Origin of the sequence: Nocardioides sp. GCM10023255 (assembly GCF_042653125.1) — a bacterium.
Classification (GTDB): Bacteria; Actinomycetota; Actinomycetes; order Propionibacteriales; family Nocardioidaceae; genus Nocardioides.
Map to the genome: position 1 here is coordinate 291,413 of NZ_JBHSHU010000003.1, position 19,887 is coordinate 311,299.

At 72.3% G+C, this 19,887-nt stretch carries 15 protein-coding genes; 6 read left to right on the top strand and 9 right to left on the bottom strand.

Translation table 11 applies throughout. The features are described 5' to 3' along the window. Positions 1–59 precede the first annotated feature (59 nt). The 4 genes from ppsA to ACFO9I_RS05250 are packed head-to-tail and all read left to right on the top strand — an operon-like array spanning position 60 to position 5,006. Complete coding sequence (gene ppsA / locus ACFO9I_RS05235; RefSeq protein WP_379178511.1) at positions 60–2,402, top strand: phosphoenolpyruvate synthase; 2,343 nt, start codon at positions 60–62, stop codon at positions 2,400–2,402. Positions 2,403–2,444: 42 nt separating this feature from the next. Then, on the top strand, positions 2,445–2,597 hold the full coding sequence (locus ACFO9I_RS05240) for a hypothetical protein (protein ID WP_379179408.1): 153 nt from the start codon (positions 2,445–2,447) through the stop codon (positions 2,595–2,597). 13 nt (positions 2,598–2,610) lie between these two features. Further along, on the top strand, positions 2,611–4,284 hold the full coding sequence (locus ACFO9I_RS05245; protein WP_379179386.1) for a SulP family inorganic anion transporter: 1,674 nt from the start codon (positions 2,611–2,613) through the stop codon (positions 4,282–4,284). A gap of 8 nt (positions 4,285–4,292) precedes the next feature. After that, positions 4,293–5,006 carry a M15 family metallopeptidase gene (locus ACFO9I_RS05250; protein WP_379178513.1) on the top strand — a complete coding sequence of 238 codons (714 nt, stop codon included), beginning with the start codon at positions 4,293–4,295 and terminating at the stop codon, positions 5,004–5,006. A 37-nt stretch (positions 5,007–5,043) separates the two neighbouring features. Here ACFO9I_RS05250 and ACFO9I_RS05255 read toward each other — a convergent pair whose 3' ends face one another. Together ACFO9I_RS05255 and cls are read right to left on the bottom strand one after the other, a co-directional pair. Next, a complete protein-coding gene (locus ACFO9I_RS05255) occupies positions 5,044–7,179 on the bottom strand; it encodes a DEAD/DEAH box helicase (RefSeq protein ID WP_379178515.1) in 2,136 nt (711 codons plus the stop codon). 228 nt (positions 7,180–7,407) lie between these two features. Next, complete coding sequence (gene cls / locus ACFO9I_RS05260; protein ID WP_379178517.1) at positions 7,408–8,859, bottom strand: cardiolipin synthase; 1,452 nt, start codon at positions 8,857–8,859, stop codon at positions 7,408–7,410. Between the two features lie 158 nt (positions 8,860–9,017). On the opposite strand from cls, the gene ACFO9I_RS05265 reads away from it, so the two are divergent. After that, positions 9,018–9,377: a cupin domain-containing protein gene (locus tag ACFO9I_RS05265; RefSeq protein WP_379178519.1), complete on the top strand. Its 360-nt coding sequence runs from the start codon at positions 9,018–9,020 to the stop codon at positions 9,375–9,377. Here the strand turns inward: ACFO9I_RS05265 and speB are convergent. The 7 genes from speB to ACFO9I_RS05300 form a co-directional block, all read right to left on the bottom strand. Continuing rightward, positions 9,359–10,309, bottom strand: coding sequence for an agmatinase (gene speB / locus ACFO9I_RS05270; protein ID WP_379178521.1), 951 nt, complete (start codon positions 10,307–10,309; stop codon positions 9,359–9,361). The two genes, ACFO9I_RS05265 and speB, sit on opposite strands and share 19 nt — an antisense overlap. Then, on the bottom strand, positions 10,306–11,031 hold the full coding sequence (narI, locus tag ACFO9I_RS05275; RefSeq protein ID WP_379178523.1) for a respiratory nitrate reductase subunit gamma: 726 nt from the start codon (positions 11,029–11,031) through the stop codon (positions 10,306–10,308). Before narI ends, speB begins: the two co-directional genes overlap by 4 nt. Further along, complete coding sequence (gene narJ / locus ACFO9I_RS05280; protein ID WP_379178525.1) at positions 11,031–11,729, bottom strand: nitrate reductase molybdenum cofactor assembly chaperone; 699 nt, start codon at positions 11,727–11,729, stop codon at positions 11,031–11,033. The genes narI and narJ overlap by 1 nt, the downstream gene beginning before the upstream one ends. Further along, positions 11,726–13,405, bottom strand: a complete 1,680-nt coding sequence (gene narH, locus ACFO9I_RS05285; protein WP_379178527.1) for a nitrate reductase subunit beta — start codon at positions 13,403–13,405, stop codon at positions 11,726–11,728. Before narH ends, narJ begins: the two co-directional genes overlap by 4 nt. Before the next feature lies 1 nt (position 13,406). Beyond that, positions 13,407–17,093, bottom strand: a complete 3,687-nt coding sequence (locus ACFO9I_RS05290) for a nitrate reductase subunit alpha (protein ID WP_379179388.1) — start codon at positions 17,091–17,093, stop codon at positions 13,407–13,409. Positions 17,094–17,107: 14 nt separating this feature from the next. After that, a complete protein-coding gene (locus tag ACFO9I_RS05295) occupies positions 17,108–18,352 on the bottom strand; it encodes an MFS transporter (RefSeq protein ID WP_379178529.1) in 1,245 nt (414 codons plus the stop codon). 76 nt (positions 18,353–18,428) lie between these two features. Beyond that, the gene (locus ACFO9I_RS05300) at positions 18,429–18,953 is read right to left on the bottom strand and encodes a hemerythrin domain-containing protein (RefSeq protein ID WP_379178531.1); all 525 of its coding nucleotides are present in this window, start codon (positions 18,951–18,953) and stop codon (positions 18,429–18,431) included. A gap of 100 nt (positions 18,954–19,053) precedes the next feature. Between ACFO9I_RS05300 and ACFO9I_RS05305 the strand changes: the two genes are divergently transcribed. Further along, the gene (locus ACFO9I_RS05305; protein ID WP_379178533.1) at positions 19,054–19,680 is read left to right on the top strand and encodes a helix-turn-helix transcriptional regulator; all 627 of its coding nucleotides are present in this window, start codon (positions 19,054–19,056) and stop codon (positions 19,678–19,680) included. Positions 19,681–19,887: the final 207 nt, after the last annotated feature.

Genomic DNA, 19,887 nt, shown 5'->3' on the forward strand with positions numbered 1-19,887 from the left:
CACTCCCACGGTGACGAACGGCCCTAGGCCGCCCCGGGCGCCCACCCGAGGCTGGAGCCATGGTGGAGAGCCCGGCCCCCTCGACGGCGGCATCCGTGACGGACCTGCCCACGACGGACCTGGTCGCCTGGTTCGGCGAGATCGGCAGGGCCGACGTGCCGCGGGTGGGCGGCAAGGGCGCCAACCTCGGCGAGCTGGCCGGCGCCGGGCTTCCGGTCCCGCCCGGCTTCGTGGTGACCGCCGACGCCTACCTGCAGGCCATGCAGCTCGGTGGCGTCCGGGACGCGCTACGCGAACGGGTGGCGGAGGCGGACGTGGACTCCCCCGAGGACCTGGAGCGGGCGACGGCCGACCTGCGGGCGCTCGTGCACGCGGCCGGGGTGCCCGACGACCTGCGCCGGTCCGTGCTGGAGGCCTATGCGCGGCTCGGTGACGAGCCCCGGGTGGCGGTCCGGTCCTCGGCGACCGCCGAGGACTCCGCCTCGACCTCCTTCGCGGGCATGAACGAGACCTTCACCAACGTGCGCGGCGGCGAGGAGCTGCTGGTCCGGATCGTCGACTGCTGGGCCTCGCTGTGGAGCCCCCGCGTGGTCGCCTACCGGGCCGCCCAGGCACTGGCCGAGGAGCCGGCGATCGCGGTGGTCGTCCAGGCGATGGTCGACTCCGACAGCTCCGGCGTGATGTTCACCGTCGACCCCTCGACCGGCGACCGCGACAGCATCATGGTCGAGGCGGCGTACGGCCTCGGCGAGGTCGTGGTCGGCGGGCAGGTCGAGCCCGACACCTACGTGCTCTCCAAGAGCACCGGCGCCGTGGTGCGGGCCCATCTCGGCACCAAGGCGGTCCGCATCGTGCGCGGGCCCGACGGCCACGACCGGCGGCTCGAGGTGCCCGCCGAGGACCGGTCCCGGTGGGTGCTCGACGAGGACGTGCTGCACGACCTGGCCGGGCTGGCCCTCGACATCGAGCGGCACTACGGGAGCCCCCAGGACGTCGAGTTCGCCCGCCAGGGAGATCGGACCTGGATCGTCCAGTCGCGCCCGATCACGACGCTCTCGGACGTCGCCGCCGCGGGGACGGAGCCGGAGGCGGAGACCGGCGACGTGCTGCTGAACGGGCTGGCCGCCGCTCCGGGCCTGGTGTCCGGGCCGGTGCGGATCCTTCGCAGCACCGCGGACGGCGACCGGCTGCAGGCCGGGGACGTGCTCGTCGCCAGCATGACCAGCCCCGACTGGGTGCCGATGATGCGCCGCGCCTGCGCGCTGGTGACCGACGGCGGCGGGGTCACCTGCCACGCCGCCATCGTCGGGCGCGAGCTGCACCTGCCGACGGTGGTCGCGACGCGGACGGCGACGACCGTGCTGCGCGACGGCGAGATCGTGACCGTCGACGGCTCCCGCGGCGTCGTGCGCGCCGGCGCCGTGGCCGCTGCGCCCGCGAGCACGACGCAGGCCGCCGCCGTGGGTGCGACCGCCCCGGGCGCACCCGTCCGGGCAGCCGAGACGACCGGGACCCTGCTCTACGCCAACCTCGCGATCGCCGAGCACGCCGAGGAGGTCGCCGCCCTGCCGGTCGACGGGGTGGGCCTGCTGCGCGCGGAGTTCATGATCACCGACGCGCTGGCCGGCGAGCACCCCAAGCACCTGCTGGCGACCGGCCGGCGCGAGGAGTTCGTGCAGCGGATGGCCGACTCGGTGCTGCGGATCACCCGGGCCTTCGCGCCCCGGCCGGTCGTCTACCGGGCGGTGGACTTCCGCACCAACGAGTTCCGCGGGCTGATGGGTGGCGAGGAGTTCGAGCCGCTCGAGGCGAACCCGATGATCGGCTACCGCGGCTGCTACCGCTACATCCGTGACCCCGAGATCTTCGCCCTCGACCTCGACGTGCTGGCGCGGGTGCGCGAGGAGACGCCGAACCTGCACCTGATGATCCCGTTCGTGCGCACCCGCTGGGAGCTCGAGGCCTGCCTCGAGGCCGTCGACGCACACCCGCTGGGCCGCCAGCGGGGGATGCACCGGTGGGTGATGGCCGAGGTGCCGTCGGTCGCCCACCGGATCCCGGAGTACGCCGCGATGGGCATCGACGGTGTCTCGATCGGCTCCAACGACCTGACCCAGCTGATGCTCGGCGTGGACCGGGACTCCGAGATCTGCGCCGAGCTGTTCGACGAGTCCGACGCGGCGGTGCTGGACGCGATCTCCCGGATCATCCGGGCGGCCGCCGATGCCGGCATCACCTCGTCGCTGTGCGGGCAGGCGCCGTCGAACCGGCCGGAGTTCGCCGAGTTCCTGGTCCGCCAGGGCATCACGTCGGTGTCGGTGAACCCGGATGCCGTGGACCGGACCCGTACGGTCATCGCGCGCGCGGAGCGCCGGATGCTGCTCGACCACGCGCGCCGATGAGCGCGCCGATGGATGTGGAATCAACCCAGGAGGTGTGGTGCCGTGGCACAGACGAACGAGACGAGCTCCTCAGGCGTGGTCTGCCCCGACTGCCACGCGCTGGTGGCTGACCTGGCCGCGCACGCGCACTGGCACTCACGGCTGGTCGCCGACCTCGCCAAGGCCGTCGAGGTGGAGATCGGCCGACGCGCCTAGGCGCCCGCCGGTCCTGGCCTGGGTGCCGGGCTACCGGAGGGAGATGCTGCGCGGCGACGTCGTCGCCGGCGTGACCGTCACGGCGTACCTCGTCCCCCAGGTGATGGCGTACGCCGAGGTCGCGGGCCTCCCGGCCGCCGTGGGCCTCTCCGCTGCGGTCGGCTCGCTGCTGGCCTACCTGCTGCTCGGCAGCTCGCCGCAGCTGTCGGTCGGGCCCGAGTCGACGACCGCGCTGATGACCGCGGCCGCCCTCGGCTCGGTGGCGGGCCTGACCGGCGACCGGTACGCCGAGTTCGCCGCCGCGCTCGCCCTGGTCGTGGCCGGTGTCTGCGTCGTGGGCTGGCTCGGGGGTCTGTCCTTCCTCTCCGAGCTGCTGTCCCGACCGGTGCTGGTCGGCTACATGGCCGGCATCGCGGCGATCATGGTCGTCTCCCAGCTCGGCAACTTCACCGGCATCTCGGTCGACGCCCAGGGCTTCCTGCCCGAGCTGGCCTACGTGGCCCACCACCTCGACGAGGTCGAGGGCGCCACGCTCGCCGTCGGACTGGTGACCCTGGCCGGCATGCTCCTGCTCGGCGCGGTCCGGCCGCACGCCCCGGTCGCCCTGCTCGGGATGCTGGCCGCGTCGGCCGCGGTGGCCCTGCTCGACCTGGAGGCCCGCGGCGTCGAGGTGATCGGCAGCGTCCCGGCCGGCCTGCCGGCCCCGGGTCTCCCCCAGGTGTCGCTCGACTCCGTGCTCTCGCTGGTGCCGGCGGCCCTCGGCGTCGCGTTCGTCGGCTACACCGACAACATCCTCACCGCACGGGCCTTCGCCCACCGCCGCGAGCAGCGGATCGACGCGCGCCGGGAGCTGCTCGCGCTCGGTGCCGCCAACGTCGGCGCCGGCCTGATGCACGGGTTCCCGGTCAGCAGCAGCGGCAGCCGGACCGCGATCATCGACTCCGCGGGCGGACGCACCCAGCTCACCGGGCTGGTCGCGGTGGCGGCCACCTTGCTGGCCGTGCTCACCCTCCGGCCGGTGCTGGAGGCGTTCCCGACCGCCGCACTCGGCGCGGTCGTCGTGTACGCCGCGGTCCGGCTGGTCGACCGTGCGGAGTTCGGCCGGCTGGGCCACTTCCGCAGGAGCGAGCTGCTGCTCGCGCTCGGGACCACGGCCGCCGTCCTCGTGGTCGGGGTGCTCACCGGCATCCTCGTGGCGGTCGGGCTCTCGGTCCTCGACCTGATGCGACGGGTGGCCCGGCCCCACGACGCCGTCGAGGGGTTCGTCCCCGGCATCCCCGGCATGCACGACATCGCGGACTACGCCGAGGCGCGACCAGTGCCCGGGCTGATGATCTACCGCTACGACTCCCCGCTGTTCTTCGCCAACGCCGAGGACTTCCACACCCGCGCGCGGGCCGCGGTCGCCGGCTCCCCCGAACCGGTGCGCTGGTTCGTGCTCAACACCGAGGCCATCGTGGAGGTGGACGTGACCGCCGCCGACGCGCTGGAGAAGCTACGGCGCGAGCTCACCGAGCGCGGCGTGGTCTTCGGGCTGGTGCGGCTGAAGATGGACCTGCGCGACGAGCTCGCGCCCACCGGCATCCTCGAGCGGATCGGCGAGGACCGGCTCTTCCCCACGTTGCCGACCGCCGTCGCGGCGTACGCGGCGTGGTGCCGGGACCACCCGGACTCCGGGCCGTCATGAGGTCGCGGGTGCCGACGGCGCTGGCCGTCGTGGTGCTCCTGCTCGCCGGGGCGTGCTCGACCTCGCCCCGGGCCAGGCATCCGGGCACCCCCTCCCCACGCGCGTCCGGGTCGACGAGCGCCGCTCCGGCGCGGCCGCCGTACGCCGCGACCGTGCACCGCATCGGCCCGCGGCTGCGGGCCAGGATGCGCTCCAGCCACGGCGACGGGTGCCCGGTGCGACCGGCCGACCTGCGCCACCTGCGGCTGCGCTACGTCGACTTCCGCGGCCAGACGCACGTCGGGGAGCTGGTGGTCCACGAGGACCAGGCGCAGCAGGTGGCGGACGTGTTCGGCGTCCTGTACGACGCCGGGTGGCCGATCCGCCGGATGCGGCTGGTGGACGCGTACGGCGGCGACGACGACCGGTCCATGGCTGCCGACAACACCTCGGCGTTCAACTGCCGGCGGGTCACCGGCGGCGGTGCGTGGTCCCAGCACGCCTACGGCACCGCCATCGACATCGACCCCGTCGAGAACCCCTACGTCAGCGGCTCCGAGGTCGCCCCACCCGCGGGCCGGCGGTTCGCCACGATCGACCGCGGGGCCGCCTCGCCGGTCCCCGCCGGCGTGATCCGCGCGGACGACGTGGTGGTGCGGGCCTTCGCCCGGATCGGCTGGGCGTGGGGCGGGAGCTGGACCGGCAGCAAGGACTACCAGCACTTCTCCGCGACGGGCCGCTGACCTGCGGCCCCGGCTGTGGGCCGGCCTGCCCGGCCGGTCACTCCGCGGCGGCCTCCAGCGCCTCCGTCAGCAGCGCGACCAGCGCCTCGAGCTGGACGTCGACCGAGGACGCGACGTCCTCGCCGGCGCCGTCGAGGGCGCGCGCCGCGAGCCCGGCCTTGCTGTCGATGAGCTCGGCGATCTTGGTGTCGATGGTCTGCGCGGCGATGATGCGCCAGGCCGTGACCGGCTGGTCCTGGCCGATGCGGTGCACCCGGTCGATGGCCTGGGTCTGCTCCGCGTCGGTCCAGGAGAGCTCGGCGAGCACCAGGTCGGAGGCGACCTGCAGGTTGAGCCCGACACCGGCGGCGGTCAGCGAGCAGACCACGACGCTGACCTCGGGGTCGTTGACGAACGCGTCGATGCTCTTCTGCCGGACCTTGGGGGTCTGGTCGCCGCGGATCGAGGAGTAGCGGATCCCCCGCTTGGCGAAGAGCTCCTCGGCAGCGTCCATGACGTCGACGTGCTTGGCGAAGAAGACGACCTTGCCGACGCTGCGGGCGAGCTGGGCGGCGTAGTCCGCGGCCAGCCCGGCCTTGGCCTGGCCGATCCGGCGCATCATCCCGAAGACGTTCTCGCCGGTCTCGGAGGTCGTGTCCTCGCGCTCCCACGTGGCGACCCTGCGCACCAGCTCGTGGTCGATGCCGTCCACGACACGGCCGGAGGTCCGGGTCTCGAGCGCGGTCTCGTAGCGCTGGACGAGGCGGCGGGCCAGCTCCTTCTCGGCCTCCCGGATCGAGCGGCCCATCTCGTCGTCGAGCTCCACCGGGAGGTCGGCGACCCGGCGGGCGGGGATGTCGGCGGCCACGTCGACCTTGCGACGTCGCACGATGCCCATGTCGACCACGCAGTTGCGGGCGACGGGGTAGAACGCCGGGTCGGCCGGGGTCAGGCCGGTGTCCTCGAGCTTGTCCATCAGCTCGCCGAGCGGCTTCTTCTCGTCGATCCAGCCGAGGAACTGCCAGATCGCGCGGAAGTCCTCGATGTCGTTGATGAGCGGGGTGCCGGTGAGGGCCATCAGCAGCGGCCGGACGGTCCGCGACCGGATCCGCTCGGAGAGCTGGAGGACGTGCTGCGAGCGCTGCGACGACTTGTTCTTGATGAAGTGCGCCTCGTCGACCACCATCCCGCGGAACCCGTGGGTGGCGATCCAGCCGACGTGCCGGTCGAGCACCTCGTAGTTGACCACCACGATGTCGGCGAAGCCGTCGATCGTCTCGCCGTCCCCGTGGATCACGGTGGCGGTGCGGTTCGGGGTCCAGATGCCGACCTCGCGCGCCCAGTTGGTCTTGACGACGTTCGGGACCACGACGAGCAGCGGGTAGGCGTCCGCCGCCTGGGCGGCCAGCAGGGCCTGGGCGGTCTTGCCGAGGCCGGGCTCGTCGGCGAGCAGGAAGGTGCGGTGGCCGGTGGCCGCGGCGGCCACGACCTGCGCCTGGTGCGGCATCAGCTCGAGGTCACCGGGCAGCCGGACCGACGACGGCTCGGGCAGCGTCATGCAGGACGAGGCGCCCTTGCCGGCGTACTCGAAGGACCGGAACAGGGGGCCGAGCAGCTCCCAGGTGGCCAGCCGACGCGGGCGGCCCGAGCTCTGCTGCGCGGCGGAGAAGTCGGGGACGAGGAACGGGTTGGCGAGCTGGCGCGCGATCACCGACTGGGGCACGACGCGGCGCTCGGTGCCGGGGGCGGGGGCCGCGGGCTCCTCGGGGGCCGCCTCCTCGGCGGGCGTCTCGAGCCCGGCCGCCTCCAGCATCTCGCGGCGCAGGTCCTTGGCGGAGTCGGACATGACCGCGTCCTCGGCGAGCAGCGTGAAGAGCGAGGGCTCCCGGGCCGCGGTCTTGGCGAGGATGGTGGCGACCCCGTCGAGCCGCTTGAGCTGCCCGGCGCGCTGGGTGTCGTTGACGGTCTGGTCGGTCTTGACCCGGGCGCGCTCCTCGCGCACCAGCATGGCCACGACCTGGAACTTCGTGCGCACCGAGGGCCGGATCTGCCCGCGCTCGACGGCCGTCTCGACCTCGCGCACGGCGCGCGCGAGGACGGGGATGATGCCGTCGTTGTCGACGTTGCGCCCACGACGCTGGGTGGACGTGGTGCCACGGCGAGCACCCGACTGGCGCTGGCCTCGTCGAGCCAAGAACCCTCCTCTGGAGAGCCCCGCACGGTCGTCCGCGAGCACCTGCTCGCGACCGCCCCGCCGGGGCGAACAACGGTGCGTCGAGCTGAACCCGGCCTGGCCGGCCACTGCGCGACGCGACTCGGACCCCGAGTCTGCGAGAGACGTGTGCCGGGCCGACGGCCCGCCACGGAGTGGGGTCCACGACCGTCAGACGACGGCCGGTCACGACCATGGTAGCGCGTCGCCTCAGAGGAGCCGTGAGGTGAGCCGGCTCAGCGAGTTGCGCAGCCGCGCCCACCGGCTCAGCGCGGCCAGGTCGGCGAGGGTGAACTCGGAGCAGTGGGTGAGGTCCTGCTCGTACTGCGCGGCGCAGGTCCGGGCGATGTCGTCGTCGTAGATCACCGCGACCACCTCGTCGTGGAGGATCAGGCTGCGGATGTCCCAGTTGCAGGTGCCGATGATCGTCACCTCCTCGTCGACGGTGACGGTCTTGGAGTGCAGGAACCCGGCGTCGTACATGAACACGCGCACGCCCGCCGCGAGCACCGTCGGGAAGTAGGCGTGCGCCGCGTTGAACGGCAGCTTCTTGTCCGGGTGCCCGGTCATCATCAGCCGGACGTCCACGCCGCTGGACGCGGCGACGCACATCGCGGTCAGGAGCGGCTCGTCGGGGACGAAGTACGGCGACTGGATCCACACCCGGTTGCGCGCGGCCGTCAGCCCGACCATGAACACGTCGCGGATCGTGGAGAACGGCGTGGAGACGCTCGAGTGGAGCACCTGGACGGGCACGCCGCTGCCGACGACGTGGGGGCCGGCCGGTTCCGGGAAGCCGGCGTACAGGTCCTCCTCGCGCCCGTTGAGCTGCCAGGTCGCGGCGAAGAGCTGGAGGTACGGCGCCACCACCGGCCCGCTCATCCGGAAGTGCGTGTCCCGCCAGACGGCGAAGCGGGGCCCGCCGTCGATGTACTCCTGGCCCATGTTCATCCCGCCGGAGTAGACGACCGCGAGGTCGATGATCGCCATCTTCATGTGGTTGCGGTAGTTCAGCTGCCGGGGCTTCTTGTAGCAGGGCACGACCGCGGCGCCGGCCTCGGCGAGCGCCTTCAGCTCGCTCTTCTTGTAGGGCAGCGAGCTCAGCCAGTCGTAGAGGATGTGCACCTGCACGCCGGCCGCGAGCCGGTCCATCAGGATCGCGGTCACCTCGGCGGTGAGCTCGTCGCGCTCCCAGATCAGGTACATCAGGTCGATGCGCTCCCGTGCCGTGCGCAGGTCGGCCAGCAGGTCACGGAACTTGTCCGCGCCGGCGAAGTAGAGCCGCACATCGTCGGCCGGCAGCGGGACGGTGCCGCCCTCGCGGCGGCCGGCGGACTCCAGGCGCTGCCCGGGCGCACCCTCGAGGGAGCGCACCGTCGCGTCGGAGAAGCCGCTCGCGGCCGCGAGCACGGGAGCCAGCTCGCGGTCGACGACGGCGTGCGCGCCGCGGTCGTGCTCGGCGCGCACGCGGGTCTCGCGCCGGAGGTTGCGCCCGACGAAGAAGTAGGCGACCACGCCGAGGATAGGCACCAGCAGGATCACGAACAGCCAGGCCAGCACGACGGTCGGGTCGCGGTCGTCGGTCAGCAGTGCGAACACCACACCGAGGATCGCGACCAGCACCACCACCGAGGCCAGGGTGGTGAGGACGGCGGTGATCACGTGTCGAAGACTCCCCCGGCGGGTCCACCCGCCGCATCACCCGTCGCGGGTGAGGGAGCCGGTCCGAGACCACCCGCGAGGTGGGGCTTTCGCCTCTGTCGGCCGGCGTGCGGCGGTGCTCCGCTGGCAGCAATCGGGGGCGTCCACAGGAGGAGCACATGACCACGACCACCGCCCGCAGCATCGACACCCCGGACGAGACCCGTCCCTTCAAGGACCACGGACACATGGACGTGGTGACGCTGGGTGACTTCACCCTCGGCCGCGGCGTCTTCGAGCCGGGCTGGCGCTGGTCGGAGGACGTCAAGCCGATCGCCGGCACCGAGAGCTGCCGGACCCGGCACACCGGGATCTGCGTCTCCGGGCGGATGACGGTGCGGTACGACGACGGCACCGAGATGTCGGTCGGCCCCGGCGACGTCGTGGTCATCGAGCCCGGCCATGACGCCTGGACCACCAGCGACGAGGCGTGCGTCATGTACGACACCGGCGTCGCGGCCTACGCCCGGCCCAGCTGACCCGGCAGCACCCCCAGCAGCTCGTAGGCCACGTGGGCGGCGGCGATGCCCGTGATCTCGGCGTGGTCGTAGGCCGGTGCGACCTCGACGATGTCGGCGCCCACGACGTGCAGCCCGGTCAGCCCGCGCAGCATCTCGAGCAGCTGGGCGCTGCTCAGGCCGCCCGCCTCGGGCGTCCCGGTGCCGGGGGCGAACGCCGGGTCGAGCACGTCGATGTCGAGGGAGACGTAGACCGGCCGGTCCCCGAGCCGGTCGCGCATCCTGTCGACCAGGTCGTCGATCGGGTGCCGGACGAAGTCGCGGCAGGCGATCGCGGCGAACCCGTGCTCCTCGCTCTCGTCGAGGTCCAGCCGACCGTAGAGCGGCCCCCGGATCCCGACGTGCAGCGAGTGGTCGAAGTCGACCAGGCCCTCCTCGGCCGCGCGGCGGAACGGCGTGCCGTGGGTGTACGGCGCCCCGAAATAGGTGTCCCACGTGTCGAGGTGCGCGTCGAAGTGCAGCACCGCGACCGGGCCGTGCCGCTCGTGCTGCACGCGCAGCAGGGGCAGCGCGATCGTGTGGTCACCGCCGAGCGTGAGCAGCGAGCGGGAGGTGCCCGAGAGCTCGCGGGCGGCGGCCTCGACGGTGGCGATCGCCTCGTCGATCGAGAACGGGTTGACGCCCACGTCCCCACCGTCCGCGACCTGGGCGCGGGCGAACGGCTCGAGATCCTGGGCAGGGTTGTAGGGACGCAGCAGCCGCGAGCTCTGCCGGACGTGCTGGGGGCCGAAACGGGCGCCCGGGCGGTAGCTCACGCCGCTGTCGAACGGGACGCCCCACACCACGGTGTCGGCGTCGTGCACGTCGCTGAGCCGCGGCAGCCGGGCGAAGGTGCCCTCGCCGGCGTACCGGGGCACCCGGGTCGCGTCGACCGGGCCGACCGGGCCGCTCACGAGACCCGGTCCCAGCCGCGCCGCGGGCGGTGGCTGCCCAGCTGGACGTCGCGGCTGCGGTAGACGATGTAGGGACGCGTGACGTAGCCGACCGGGGCGCTGAAGACGTGCACCAGCCGGGTGAACGGCCACAGCGCGAACAGCCCGAAGGCGACCAGCGCGTGCAGCTGGAAGCCCACCGGGGCGTCCGCCATCAACCCGGCGTCGGGCTGGAAGGCCAGGAACGAGCGGTACCAGACCGAGACGCCCTCGCGGTAGTTGTACTCACCCCCGATGGTCATGATCGAGCCCGCGACGGTGTTCCACATGCCCAGGACGATGACCACCGCGAGGAAGGCGTACATCACCTTGTCCATCACCGTCGTCGCGGAGAAGACCGGGCCGACCGTGCGGCGCCGGTAGATCAGGATGGCCAGGCCCACCACGGCCATCACCCCGGCCAGGAGGCCGCCCGCGACCGCGACCACGTGGTAGGCCTCGTGGCTGATGCCCACCGCGTCGGTCCACGACTGCGGCACCAGGAGGCCGATGACGTGGCCGCCCACGACGCCCAGCATCCCGAAGTGGAACAACGGCGAGCCGAGCCGGAGCAGCCGGTCCTCGTAGAGCTGCGAGGAACGCGTGGTCCAGCCGAACTTGTCGTAGCGGTAGCGCCAGACGTGGCCGACCACGAACGTCGTCAGGCACAGGTAGGGCACGATCACCCACAGGAAGGTGTCCATCAGCGAGCTCCTGGGAACGACGGCATCGGCAGGGGCGTGGGGCCGGCCGGCACGGCCGGGCCCGGGTCGAAGCCGGGGGTGGCGTACGGCGTGAGGCCGACCTCCTCCTCGGGCGGCCCCTCGGCCGCGAGCCGTCGGATCGCCGTGACCTCGTCGCCCCCCAGCGCGGGCAGGGTGGCGGTGACTGCCGCGACGGCGCCGGCCCAGCGCGATCCCGAGTCGGTCAGCGCCATCCGCAGCAGCTCCAACCCCGCGCGGTGGTCGAGCAGCAGCCGCCGGCCCTGCTCGCGGTCGACGGTGGCGGCGTACTCCAGGACCACGCACAGGTGGTCGGGCAGCTCTCCCCCGGCCTCGTCGAGGACGGCCCCGGACGCGAGGTAGGCCTGCTTGAAACGCAGCAGCGCCATCCCTCGCTTGCGGGTGTCGCCGTGGGCGAAGTAGGTCAGGAACAGGCTGTGCCGCCGGCGGCTGTCGAAGGTCTCGACGTAGTCGGCCTCCAGGGTCTCCAGCGGCGCCTCACCCAGGCGTACGACGCACGCCCGGAGCGGCTCGCCCACGTGACCGGGGAGCTCGCGGGAGGCCCGTTCCACCAGCTCGAGCCGCTCGGCCAGCGCCGGGTCGGGGTAGTCGAGCAACAGGGATGCGGACTGCCAGGCGATCGTGAGCTGCTCGGGTGAGAGCCCGGGGCGGCGGCTCACCGCCCTCCCTCCCCGTGCGTCGGCTCGTGGTCCGGCTCCTGCTTCGGCGGGAAGAGGCCCGGTGGGGAGCCCTTGCCGTCCCAGTTGAGCAGGTTCACCCGCGCGGCCTTGTCGTCGGGCGCCGCCAGGGTGTCGGCGGTCTGCCGGTCCTGGAGCATCCGGAAGTTCTCGACCGCGAGCGGGGTCAGCCCGCCCGAGCCCTCCCCGAAGATCTCTGGGTTCCCGCCGCCGTACTCGCTGACCGAGCACTCGGTCGCCAGCTCCTCCAGCGCGTGCGCCTGCTCGGAGTGGGCCGGCGGGATGACGTAGCGCTCGTCGTACTTCGCGAGCGCGAGGAGCCGGTACATGTCGTACATGTGCTCCTCGCTCATGCCGACCGCGGCCGGGATCGAGGCGTCCGGCTCGCGGCCCATGTTGATGTCGCGCATGTAGGACCGCATCGCCGCGAGCTTCTTCAGCACCCCCTCGACGGGGGCGACGTCGCCGGCGGTGAACAGCTCGGCGAGGTACTCCACCGGGATCCGCAGCGCGTCGATGGCGGCGAACAGGTTGCCCCGGTCCTCGGCGTCGTGGCCGGTCTCCTTGACCACGTCGACGACCGGCGAGAGCGGCGGGATGTACCAGACCATCGGCATGGTGCGGTACTCCGGGTGCAGCGGCAGCGCCACCTTGTAGGTGTTGATCAAGGCGTGGATCGGCGAGCGCTGGGCGGCCAGCACCCAGTCGCGCGGGATGCCCGCCTGCTCCGCGGCCCGGACCACCGCGGGGTCGTTCGGGTCGAGGAACACCTCGCGCTGGGCCTCGTAGAGACCGTGCTCGTCGGAGGTGGACGCGGCGGCGAGCACCTTGTCGGCGTCGTACAGCACCAGGCCGATGTAGCGCAGCCGCCCGACGCAGGTCTCCGAGCAGACCGTCGGCAGCCCGACCTCGATGCGCGGGAAGCAGAACGTGCACTTCTCGGCCTTGCCGGTGCGGTGGTTGAAGTAGACCTTCTTGTAGGGGCAGCCAGAGACGCACATCCGCCAGCCCCGGCAGCGGTCCTGGTCGACCAGCACGATGCCGTCCTCGGAGCGCTTGTAGATCGCCCCGCTGGGGCAGGAGGCCGCGCACGACGGGTTGAGGCAGTGCTCGCAGATGCGGGGCAGGTAGAACATGAAGGTCTGCTCGAACTCGAACTTCACCTTGTCCGCGATGTTCTTCAGCATCGGGTCGTGCTGCTGCGTGGCCGCCGAGCCGCCGAGGTCGTCGTCCCAGTTGGAGGACCAGGAGATCTTCATGTCCTTGCCGGTGATCAACGACTTCGGGCGCGCCACCGGCGTGTGCTCCTGCGCGGGGGCGTCGGTGAGCGTGGCGTAGTCGTAGGTCCAGGGCTCGTAGTAGTCCTGGATGGAGGGCAGCTTCGGGTTCGAGAAGATCGTCGCCAGCTTCTTCAGCCGGCCCCCCGCCTTGAGCTTGAGCCGGCCGCGCTGGTTCAGCTCCCAGCCGCCCTTCCACGCCTCCTGGTCCTCGTACCTGCGCGGGTAGCCCTGGCCGGGCCGGGTCTCGACGTTGTTGAACCAGACGTACTCCGTGCCGGTCCGGTTGGTCCACGCCTGCTTGCAGGTGACCGAGCAGGTGTGGCAGCCGATGCACTTGTCGAGGTTCATCACCATCGCCATCTGGGCCATCACGCGCATGTCAGTACTCCACGTCCTGCGAGCGGCGACGGATGACCGTCACCTCGTCGCGCTGGTTGCCGGTCGGTCCGAGGTAGTTGAACGCGAAGGAGAGCTGGGCGTAGCCGCCGATGACGTGACTGGGCTTGACCAGGATCCGGGTGAGCGAGTTGTGGATGCCGCCGCGCTTGCCGGACGTCTCGGCGAGGGGTACGTCGATCAGCCGGTCCTGGGCGTGGTGCATGTAGACCGTGCCCTCGGGCATCCGGTGCGACACGATCGCCCGGGCCACGACCACGCCGTTGCGGTTGACCGCCTCGATCCAGTCGTTGTCCTCGACCCCGACCTTGGCGGCGTCCTTGTCGCTCATCCAGATCGTCTGCCCGCCCCGGGAGAGCGAGAGCATGAACAGGTTGTCCTGGTACTCCGAGTGGATCGACCACTTGTTGTGCGGCGTCAGGTAACGCACCGTCACGGTCCGCTCTCCCCCGGCCTCGCCCATCGAGCCGATCGCGGGCTCGCTGAACAGCGCGCCCATGTTCAGGGGCGGCCGGTAGACGGGGAGCCCCTCCCCGAGCTCGCTCATCCAGTCGTGGTCGAGGTAGAAGTGCTGCCGGCCGGTGAGCGTGTGCCAGGGCTTGAGCCGCTCGACGTTGATCGTGAAGGGCGAGTAGCGCCGGCCCCCGGTCTCCGAGCCCGACCATTCCGGCGAGGTGATCACCGGGACCGGCGCCGCGACGGTGTCGGCGAACGTGATCTGCTTGCCCTCGTGCTCGGCCGCGAGGTCGTGCAGCAGATGGCCGGTCCGCTTCTCCAGGGTCTTGAACCCCTGGGTGGCGAGGTGCCCGTTGGTGGTCCCGGAGAGCGCGAGGATGGCCTCGCAGGCGTGCACGTCACGCACCAGCGACGGACGCCCGTCGGCGGGGCCACCGCGGACCGCGCCGTTCTTGTGCAGGAGGTACTCCACCGAGGCGGTGACGTCGTAGGTGATGCCCTTGGTGGTGGTGCCGAGCTTCTCCATCAGCGGGCCGAGCGCCTGCATCTGGGCGCCGATGGCCGTGTAGTCGCGCTCGACCTCGACGATCTTCGGCATGGTCACGCCCGGGACCGGCTCGCACTCTCCGTGCTTCCAGTCCCGCACGACGCCGTGCGGGTTGGCCATCGCGTCGGGAGTGTCGTGCAGCAGCGGCACCGCGACCACGTCCCTGCGGGTGTCCAGGCGTCCGGCTGCGAGCTCGGAGAACTTCGCGGCGATGGTCTGGAAGGCGTCCCAGTCGGTGCGCGTCTGCCAGGGCGGGGAGATCGCGGGGTTGAAGGAGTGCACGAACGGGTGCATGTCGGTGGTGTTGAGGTCGTGCTTCTCGTACCAGGTCGCGGCCGGGAGCACGACGTCGGAGAAGATCGTGGTGCTGGTCTGGCGGAAGTCCAGCGTGAGCAGCAGGTCGAGCTTCCCCTCGGGCGCGTCGTCGCGCCACTCGACCTCCTGCGGCCGCTGCCCCTCGCCGACCTCGGTGGCGCGCAGCGAGTGGTCGGTCCCCAGCAGGTGCTTGAGGAAGTACTCGTTGCCCTTGCCCGAGGAGCCGATCAGGTTCGCGCGCCAGATCGCCAGCACCCGCGGGAAGTTCTCGGGTGCGTCCGGGTCCTCCGCGGCGAACCGCAGGTCGCCCGACCGCAGCTGGTCAACGACGTGCTCCGCGACGGGGGTGCCCGCCGCCGCTGCCTCGTCGGCGAGGTCGAGCGGGTTGCGGTTGAACGTCGGGTACGACGGCATCCAGCCCATCCGTGCGCTCTTCGCGATGACGTCGGCGGTGCTCATGCCGGCCAGCCGGCCGGTGCCGGTCTTCGCGGCGACGACGTCGGCGCCGAAGCTGTCGTAGCGGAACTGGTCGGTGTGGAGGTACCAGTACGCCGTGTGGATCATCTGCCGTGGCGGTCGCTTCCAGTCCAGCCCGAAGGCGAGCTGCGCCCAGCCGGTGACGGGTCGGCACTTCTCCTGGCCGACGTAGTGCGCCCAGCCGCCGCCATTCACGCCCTGGCAGCCGGTGAGGGTGGTCAGCGCGAGGAAGCCCCGGTAGATCGTGTCGGAGTGGAACCAGTGGTTGGTGCCGGCGCCCATCAGGATCATCGAGCGGCCGCGGGACTCCTCGGCGTTCTGCGCGAACTCGCGCGCGATCCGGGCCGCGGCGGCCGCAGGCACGCCGGTGATCCGCTCCTGCCAGGCAGGCGTGTACGGCGCGTCCGCGTCGTCGTACGACGTGGGCCAGTCGCCGGGCAATCCGGGCCGGCCGACGCCGTACTGCGCGAGCATCAGGTCGAAGACCGTGGTGACCAGGTGACCGCCGACCCGGCGGACCGGGACGCCCCGGACCAGCGAACCGGGTGCGCCGTCGGGGCTGTCGAAGCGCGGCAGCTCGACGCGCACGCTGTCCGCCGAGGTGTCGCCGAGCGTGAGCTTCGGTCGCACGCCCTCGAGGTCGAGGTTCCACCGGCCGGCGCCGGTCTCGCCGAAGCGGTGGCCGAGCGAGCCGTTGGGCACCGTCGGCTCGTCGCTCCGCTCGTCCATCACGACGGTCTTGAAGTGGGCGTTCTCGAGGTACTCGTGTCCCGGCAGGTCCGCGGCCGTGAGGAACTTCCCCGGCCGGTAGGTCTGCCCGGCGACCTCGTCGAGCACCACGAGGTGGGGCAGGTCGGTGTACCTGCGGGTGTAGTCGGCGAAGTACGCCGTCTCCCGGTCGACGAAGAACTCCTTGAGCACGACGTGGCCCATCGCCATCGCGAGCGCCCCGTCGGTGCCGGGCGCGACCGCCAGCCACTCGTCGGCGAACTTCACGTTGTCGGCGTAGTCGGGCGAGACCACCACGACCTTCTGGCCGCGGTAGCGCGCCTCGGTCATCCAGTGCGCGTCGGGGGTGCGCGTGACCGGCACGTTCGACCCCCACATGACCAGGTAGCCGGCGTCCCACCAGTCGCCCGACTCGGGCACGTCGGTCTGGTCGCCGAACACCTGCGGGGACGCGACCGGCAGGTCGGCGTACCAGTCGTAGAAGGAGAGCATCGAGCCGCCGAGCATCGAGGTGAACCGGGCACCCGACGCGTGGGAGACCATCGACATCGCGGGGATGGGCGAGAAGCCCGCGACCCGGTCCGGGCCCCACGTCGCGATCGTGTGCACGTAGGCGGCGGCCACCATCTCGGTGGCCTCCTCCCAGCTGGCGCGGACCAGCCCGCCCTTGCCGCGGGCGGACTTGTAGCGCTTCGCCCGGGCCGGGTTGTCGACGACGTGGGCCCAGGCCTTGACCGGGTCGCCGTCGTGCTGGGCCTTTCCCTCGCGGTACATCTGCAGCAGCACGCCCCGCACGTAGGGGTAGCGCACCCGCGTGGGCGAGTAGGTGTACCAGGAGAAGGCGGCGCCCCGCGGGCAGCCGCGCGGTTCGTACTCGGGCCTGTCCGGCCCGACCGACGGGTAGTCGGTCTGCTGGGTCTCCCAGGTGATGATCCCGTCCTTGACGTAGACCTTCCACGAGCAGGACCCGGTGCAGTTCACGCCGTGGGTGGAGCGCACCACCTTGTCGTGGCTCCACCGGTCCCGGTAGAAGTCGTCGGCCTGGCGGCCGCCCGCCTTGGTCAGGGTGCGGAGGTCGTCCGAGACGGTGCCCCTCGTGAAGTACCGCCGGCTGCGAACCAGAGCATCGCTCAGTCCCCCGTCCATCCCTGGCTCGTTGCTCACGCGGTGGTCCTCTCCTCGGCGGATGCCCGGGCGGTGTGCCGGACGACGGTGACGGTCAGCAGCAGGGTCAGCGCGGCGGTGATCGAGAGCATCCACAGCCCGATCGCGTAGGAGTCGGTGCGGCCGTAGACGTAGCCCATGACCAGCGGCGGCACGAACCCGCCGAGGCCGCCGGCCGCGCCGACCAGGCCGGTCACGCCACCGACCCGCGAGGGCTCGGTGACCCGGGCGATGAGGGCGAAGGTCGCGCCGCTCCCGGCACCCAGCGCCGCGGCCATCGCCAGGAAGGCGACGGTGCCGACGTGCTCGAGGATCGGGTTCGTGGCCGCCACGCCGGCCCCGACGACCACGATCGAGTACGCCGTCGCGAGCACCGGGATCGGGCCGAACCGGTCGGAGAGCCAGCCGCCGACCGGCCGCATCACCACGGCGACCACCACGAAGCCGGCCATCCGGTTGGCCGCGTCGGCGGGGGTCAGGCCGTAGTCGGTCTTGAGGTACGCCGGCAGATAGACCGAGAACGCGACGTACCCGCCGAAGGCGACGGCGTAGAGCAGGCAGGCCTGCCAGGTGATCGGCAGCCGGGCGTTGCTGACCAGGCGGCTCGCCAGCGAGGTGGTGGGGGCGACCCGGCCGGGTGCGTCGCGCAGGACCAGCCAGGCGGCGACGGCGTAGACCGCCAGCACGCCCGCGGTGATGAGGAACGGCGCCTTGGGGCCGACGTCGGTGTAGAGCTTCACAGTGGTCAGCGCACTGATGGCGGTGCCACCCATGCCGGCACCGAAGATGCCGATCGCCAGGCCCCGTCGCTCGGGCGGGAACCACGCGTTGACGAAGGGCACGCCGACCGCGAACGCCGTACCGGCGATGCCGAGGAAGAAGCCGCCGACCAGGATCAGCGCGTAGGAGTCCAGCGCGAAGAACGCGAGGAACAGGATCGGCAGGATCGTCACGCCGGACACGACCGGGAACATCACCCGGCCGCCGAGCTTGTCGGTGAGCGCACCGACCACGATCCGGCCCAGCGACCCCACGATCACGGGGACGGCCACCATCAGGGCGACGTCGGACTCGCTGAGCGTGCCGAGCGTGCCCTTGTCGCGGAACAGCGGGCCGAGCGGGCTGATCAGCGCCCAGGCCCAGAAGTTGACCGCGAAGCCGATCGTCGCCATCACGAGCATCACCCAGGGCGAGCCTCCGGCCGCCTCGCCGCGTCGCGCGTGCTGGTCCGGGGCCGTCACCACTGACCGCTCCCGAGCCGCGTCACGGTGTCCACCTTCACGCACGGAGGACTCCTTGCCAATGGGCACACGCTGCTCAGTCATGGCTTCCCACCAGCTCGTGCAGGCTGCCGAGCAGCTCGGCGACGGAGACATCGGGGTCCGCGACCAGCAACGGCAGGACCTGGTCGTTCTCCTTGGCGAGGTGGACCTCGAAGACCGCGCGCAGCGCACCGGCGGCCACCGCGGCGTCGACCGCGCAGTCCGCGGCGGCGAGGCCGTCGACGTGGCGCAGGATCGCCTCGTGCTCGGCCAGCATCGCCTCGACCAGCAGCCGGCCCTCGGCGCGTCCGGCGGCGACCCGGTAGAGGGTGTCCTCCTCGGCGACCGCGTGCGGCACCAGGTCGGTGCGGCACCAGCGGGCCAGGTCGTCGCGCGCGTCGGCGGCGGCCCGCTCGCGGCCGGCCCGTGCCCGCGCGGTCAGCGTCTCCGCCCTCAGCGCGAGCGCGCCGGCCATCCGGTGGTGGTGGTGCGTCACGGCCCTGGCCGCGCGCGCATCCGCCTCGCTGGAGGCGATCTCCTCGAAGTCCATCTGGTTCTCCTCGGGTTGCAGGTCGTCCACCTGACGACCCGAGCCCAGATTTACTACAGTGAACTCCGTGGAAAATAGAGGCCGTTCGGCCCCCGTGCGCGGTCCGAGGCCGGGCCTGCGCGGCCGCCGGATGTCCGCGTCCCGCGCCGCGCTGCTCAACACGCTGCGCGACCAGCCCGAGCCGGTGACCCTCGCGGCGCTGGTGGCGGCCACCTCCCTGCACGAGAACACGCTGCGCGAGCACCTCGACGCCCTCGTCCGGGACGGCCTCGCCAGCAGGCGACGCGCGCAGCCGACGGGACGCGGGCGCCCCGCGTGGCTCTACGAGGCCACCGACAGCGACGTCGCCGAGTACGCCGGCCTCGCCGCCGCGCTCGCCGCCAGCATCGCGCGCACCAGCGCCGACCCCGAGCAGGTCGCCGCCGCGGCGGGCGAGGAGTGGGGCCACCAGCTCGCCCGCGGCCGCGGCGCGGCACGCACGTCTCCCGAGGAGGCGCGATCGCAGGTCGTGGCGCTCTTCGACGATCTGGGGTTCGAGCCCGAGACCGGCCCGGACTCCCTCGCCGACGTACGACTCACCCGCTGCCCACTGCTCGAGGCCGCCCACCGGCACCCCGGCGTGGTGTGCTCGGTGCACCTCGGGATCGTGCGCGGGGTGCTCGAGGAGCACGGCGCGGATCCGAGCGGCACGCAGTTGCTGCCGTTCGCGGAGCCGGGGGCTTGTCGGCTCGTGGTGCCTCCGGTCGGGTCGGCCTGACCTTCCGGCGGTGGCCTTCTATCCGGCAGTTGCCCTTTTCCGGCGGTGGCCGGGCTTCTCTCGGGCTGTGGCTCGCGGCTGGCTCGTGCGGGCCCACCGCCGCGGACCCGTCTGGCCCGCTCCCTCGTCCTTCACCCTTCTCTGCTGAGGGTTGTTGTCGATCCCTGACCGGGCTCGACGGTCCTCATCGGGTCCTGGCACCCGACG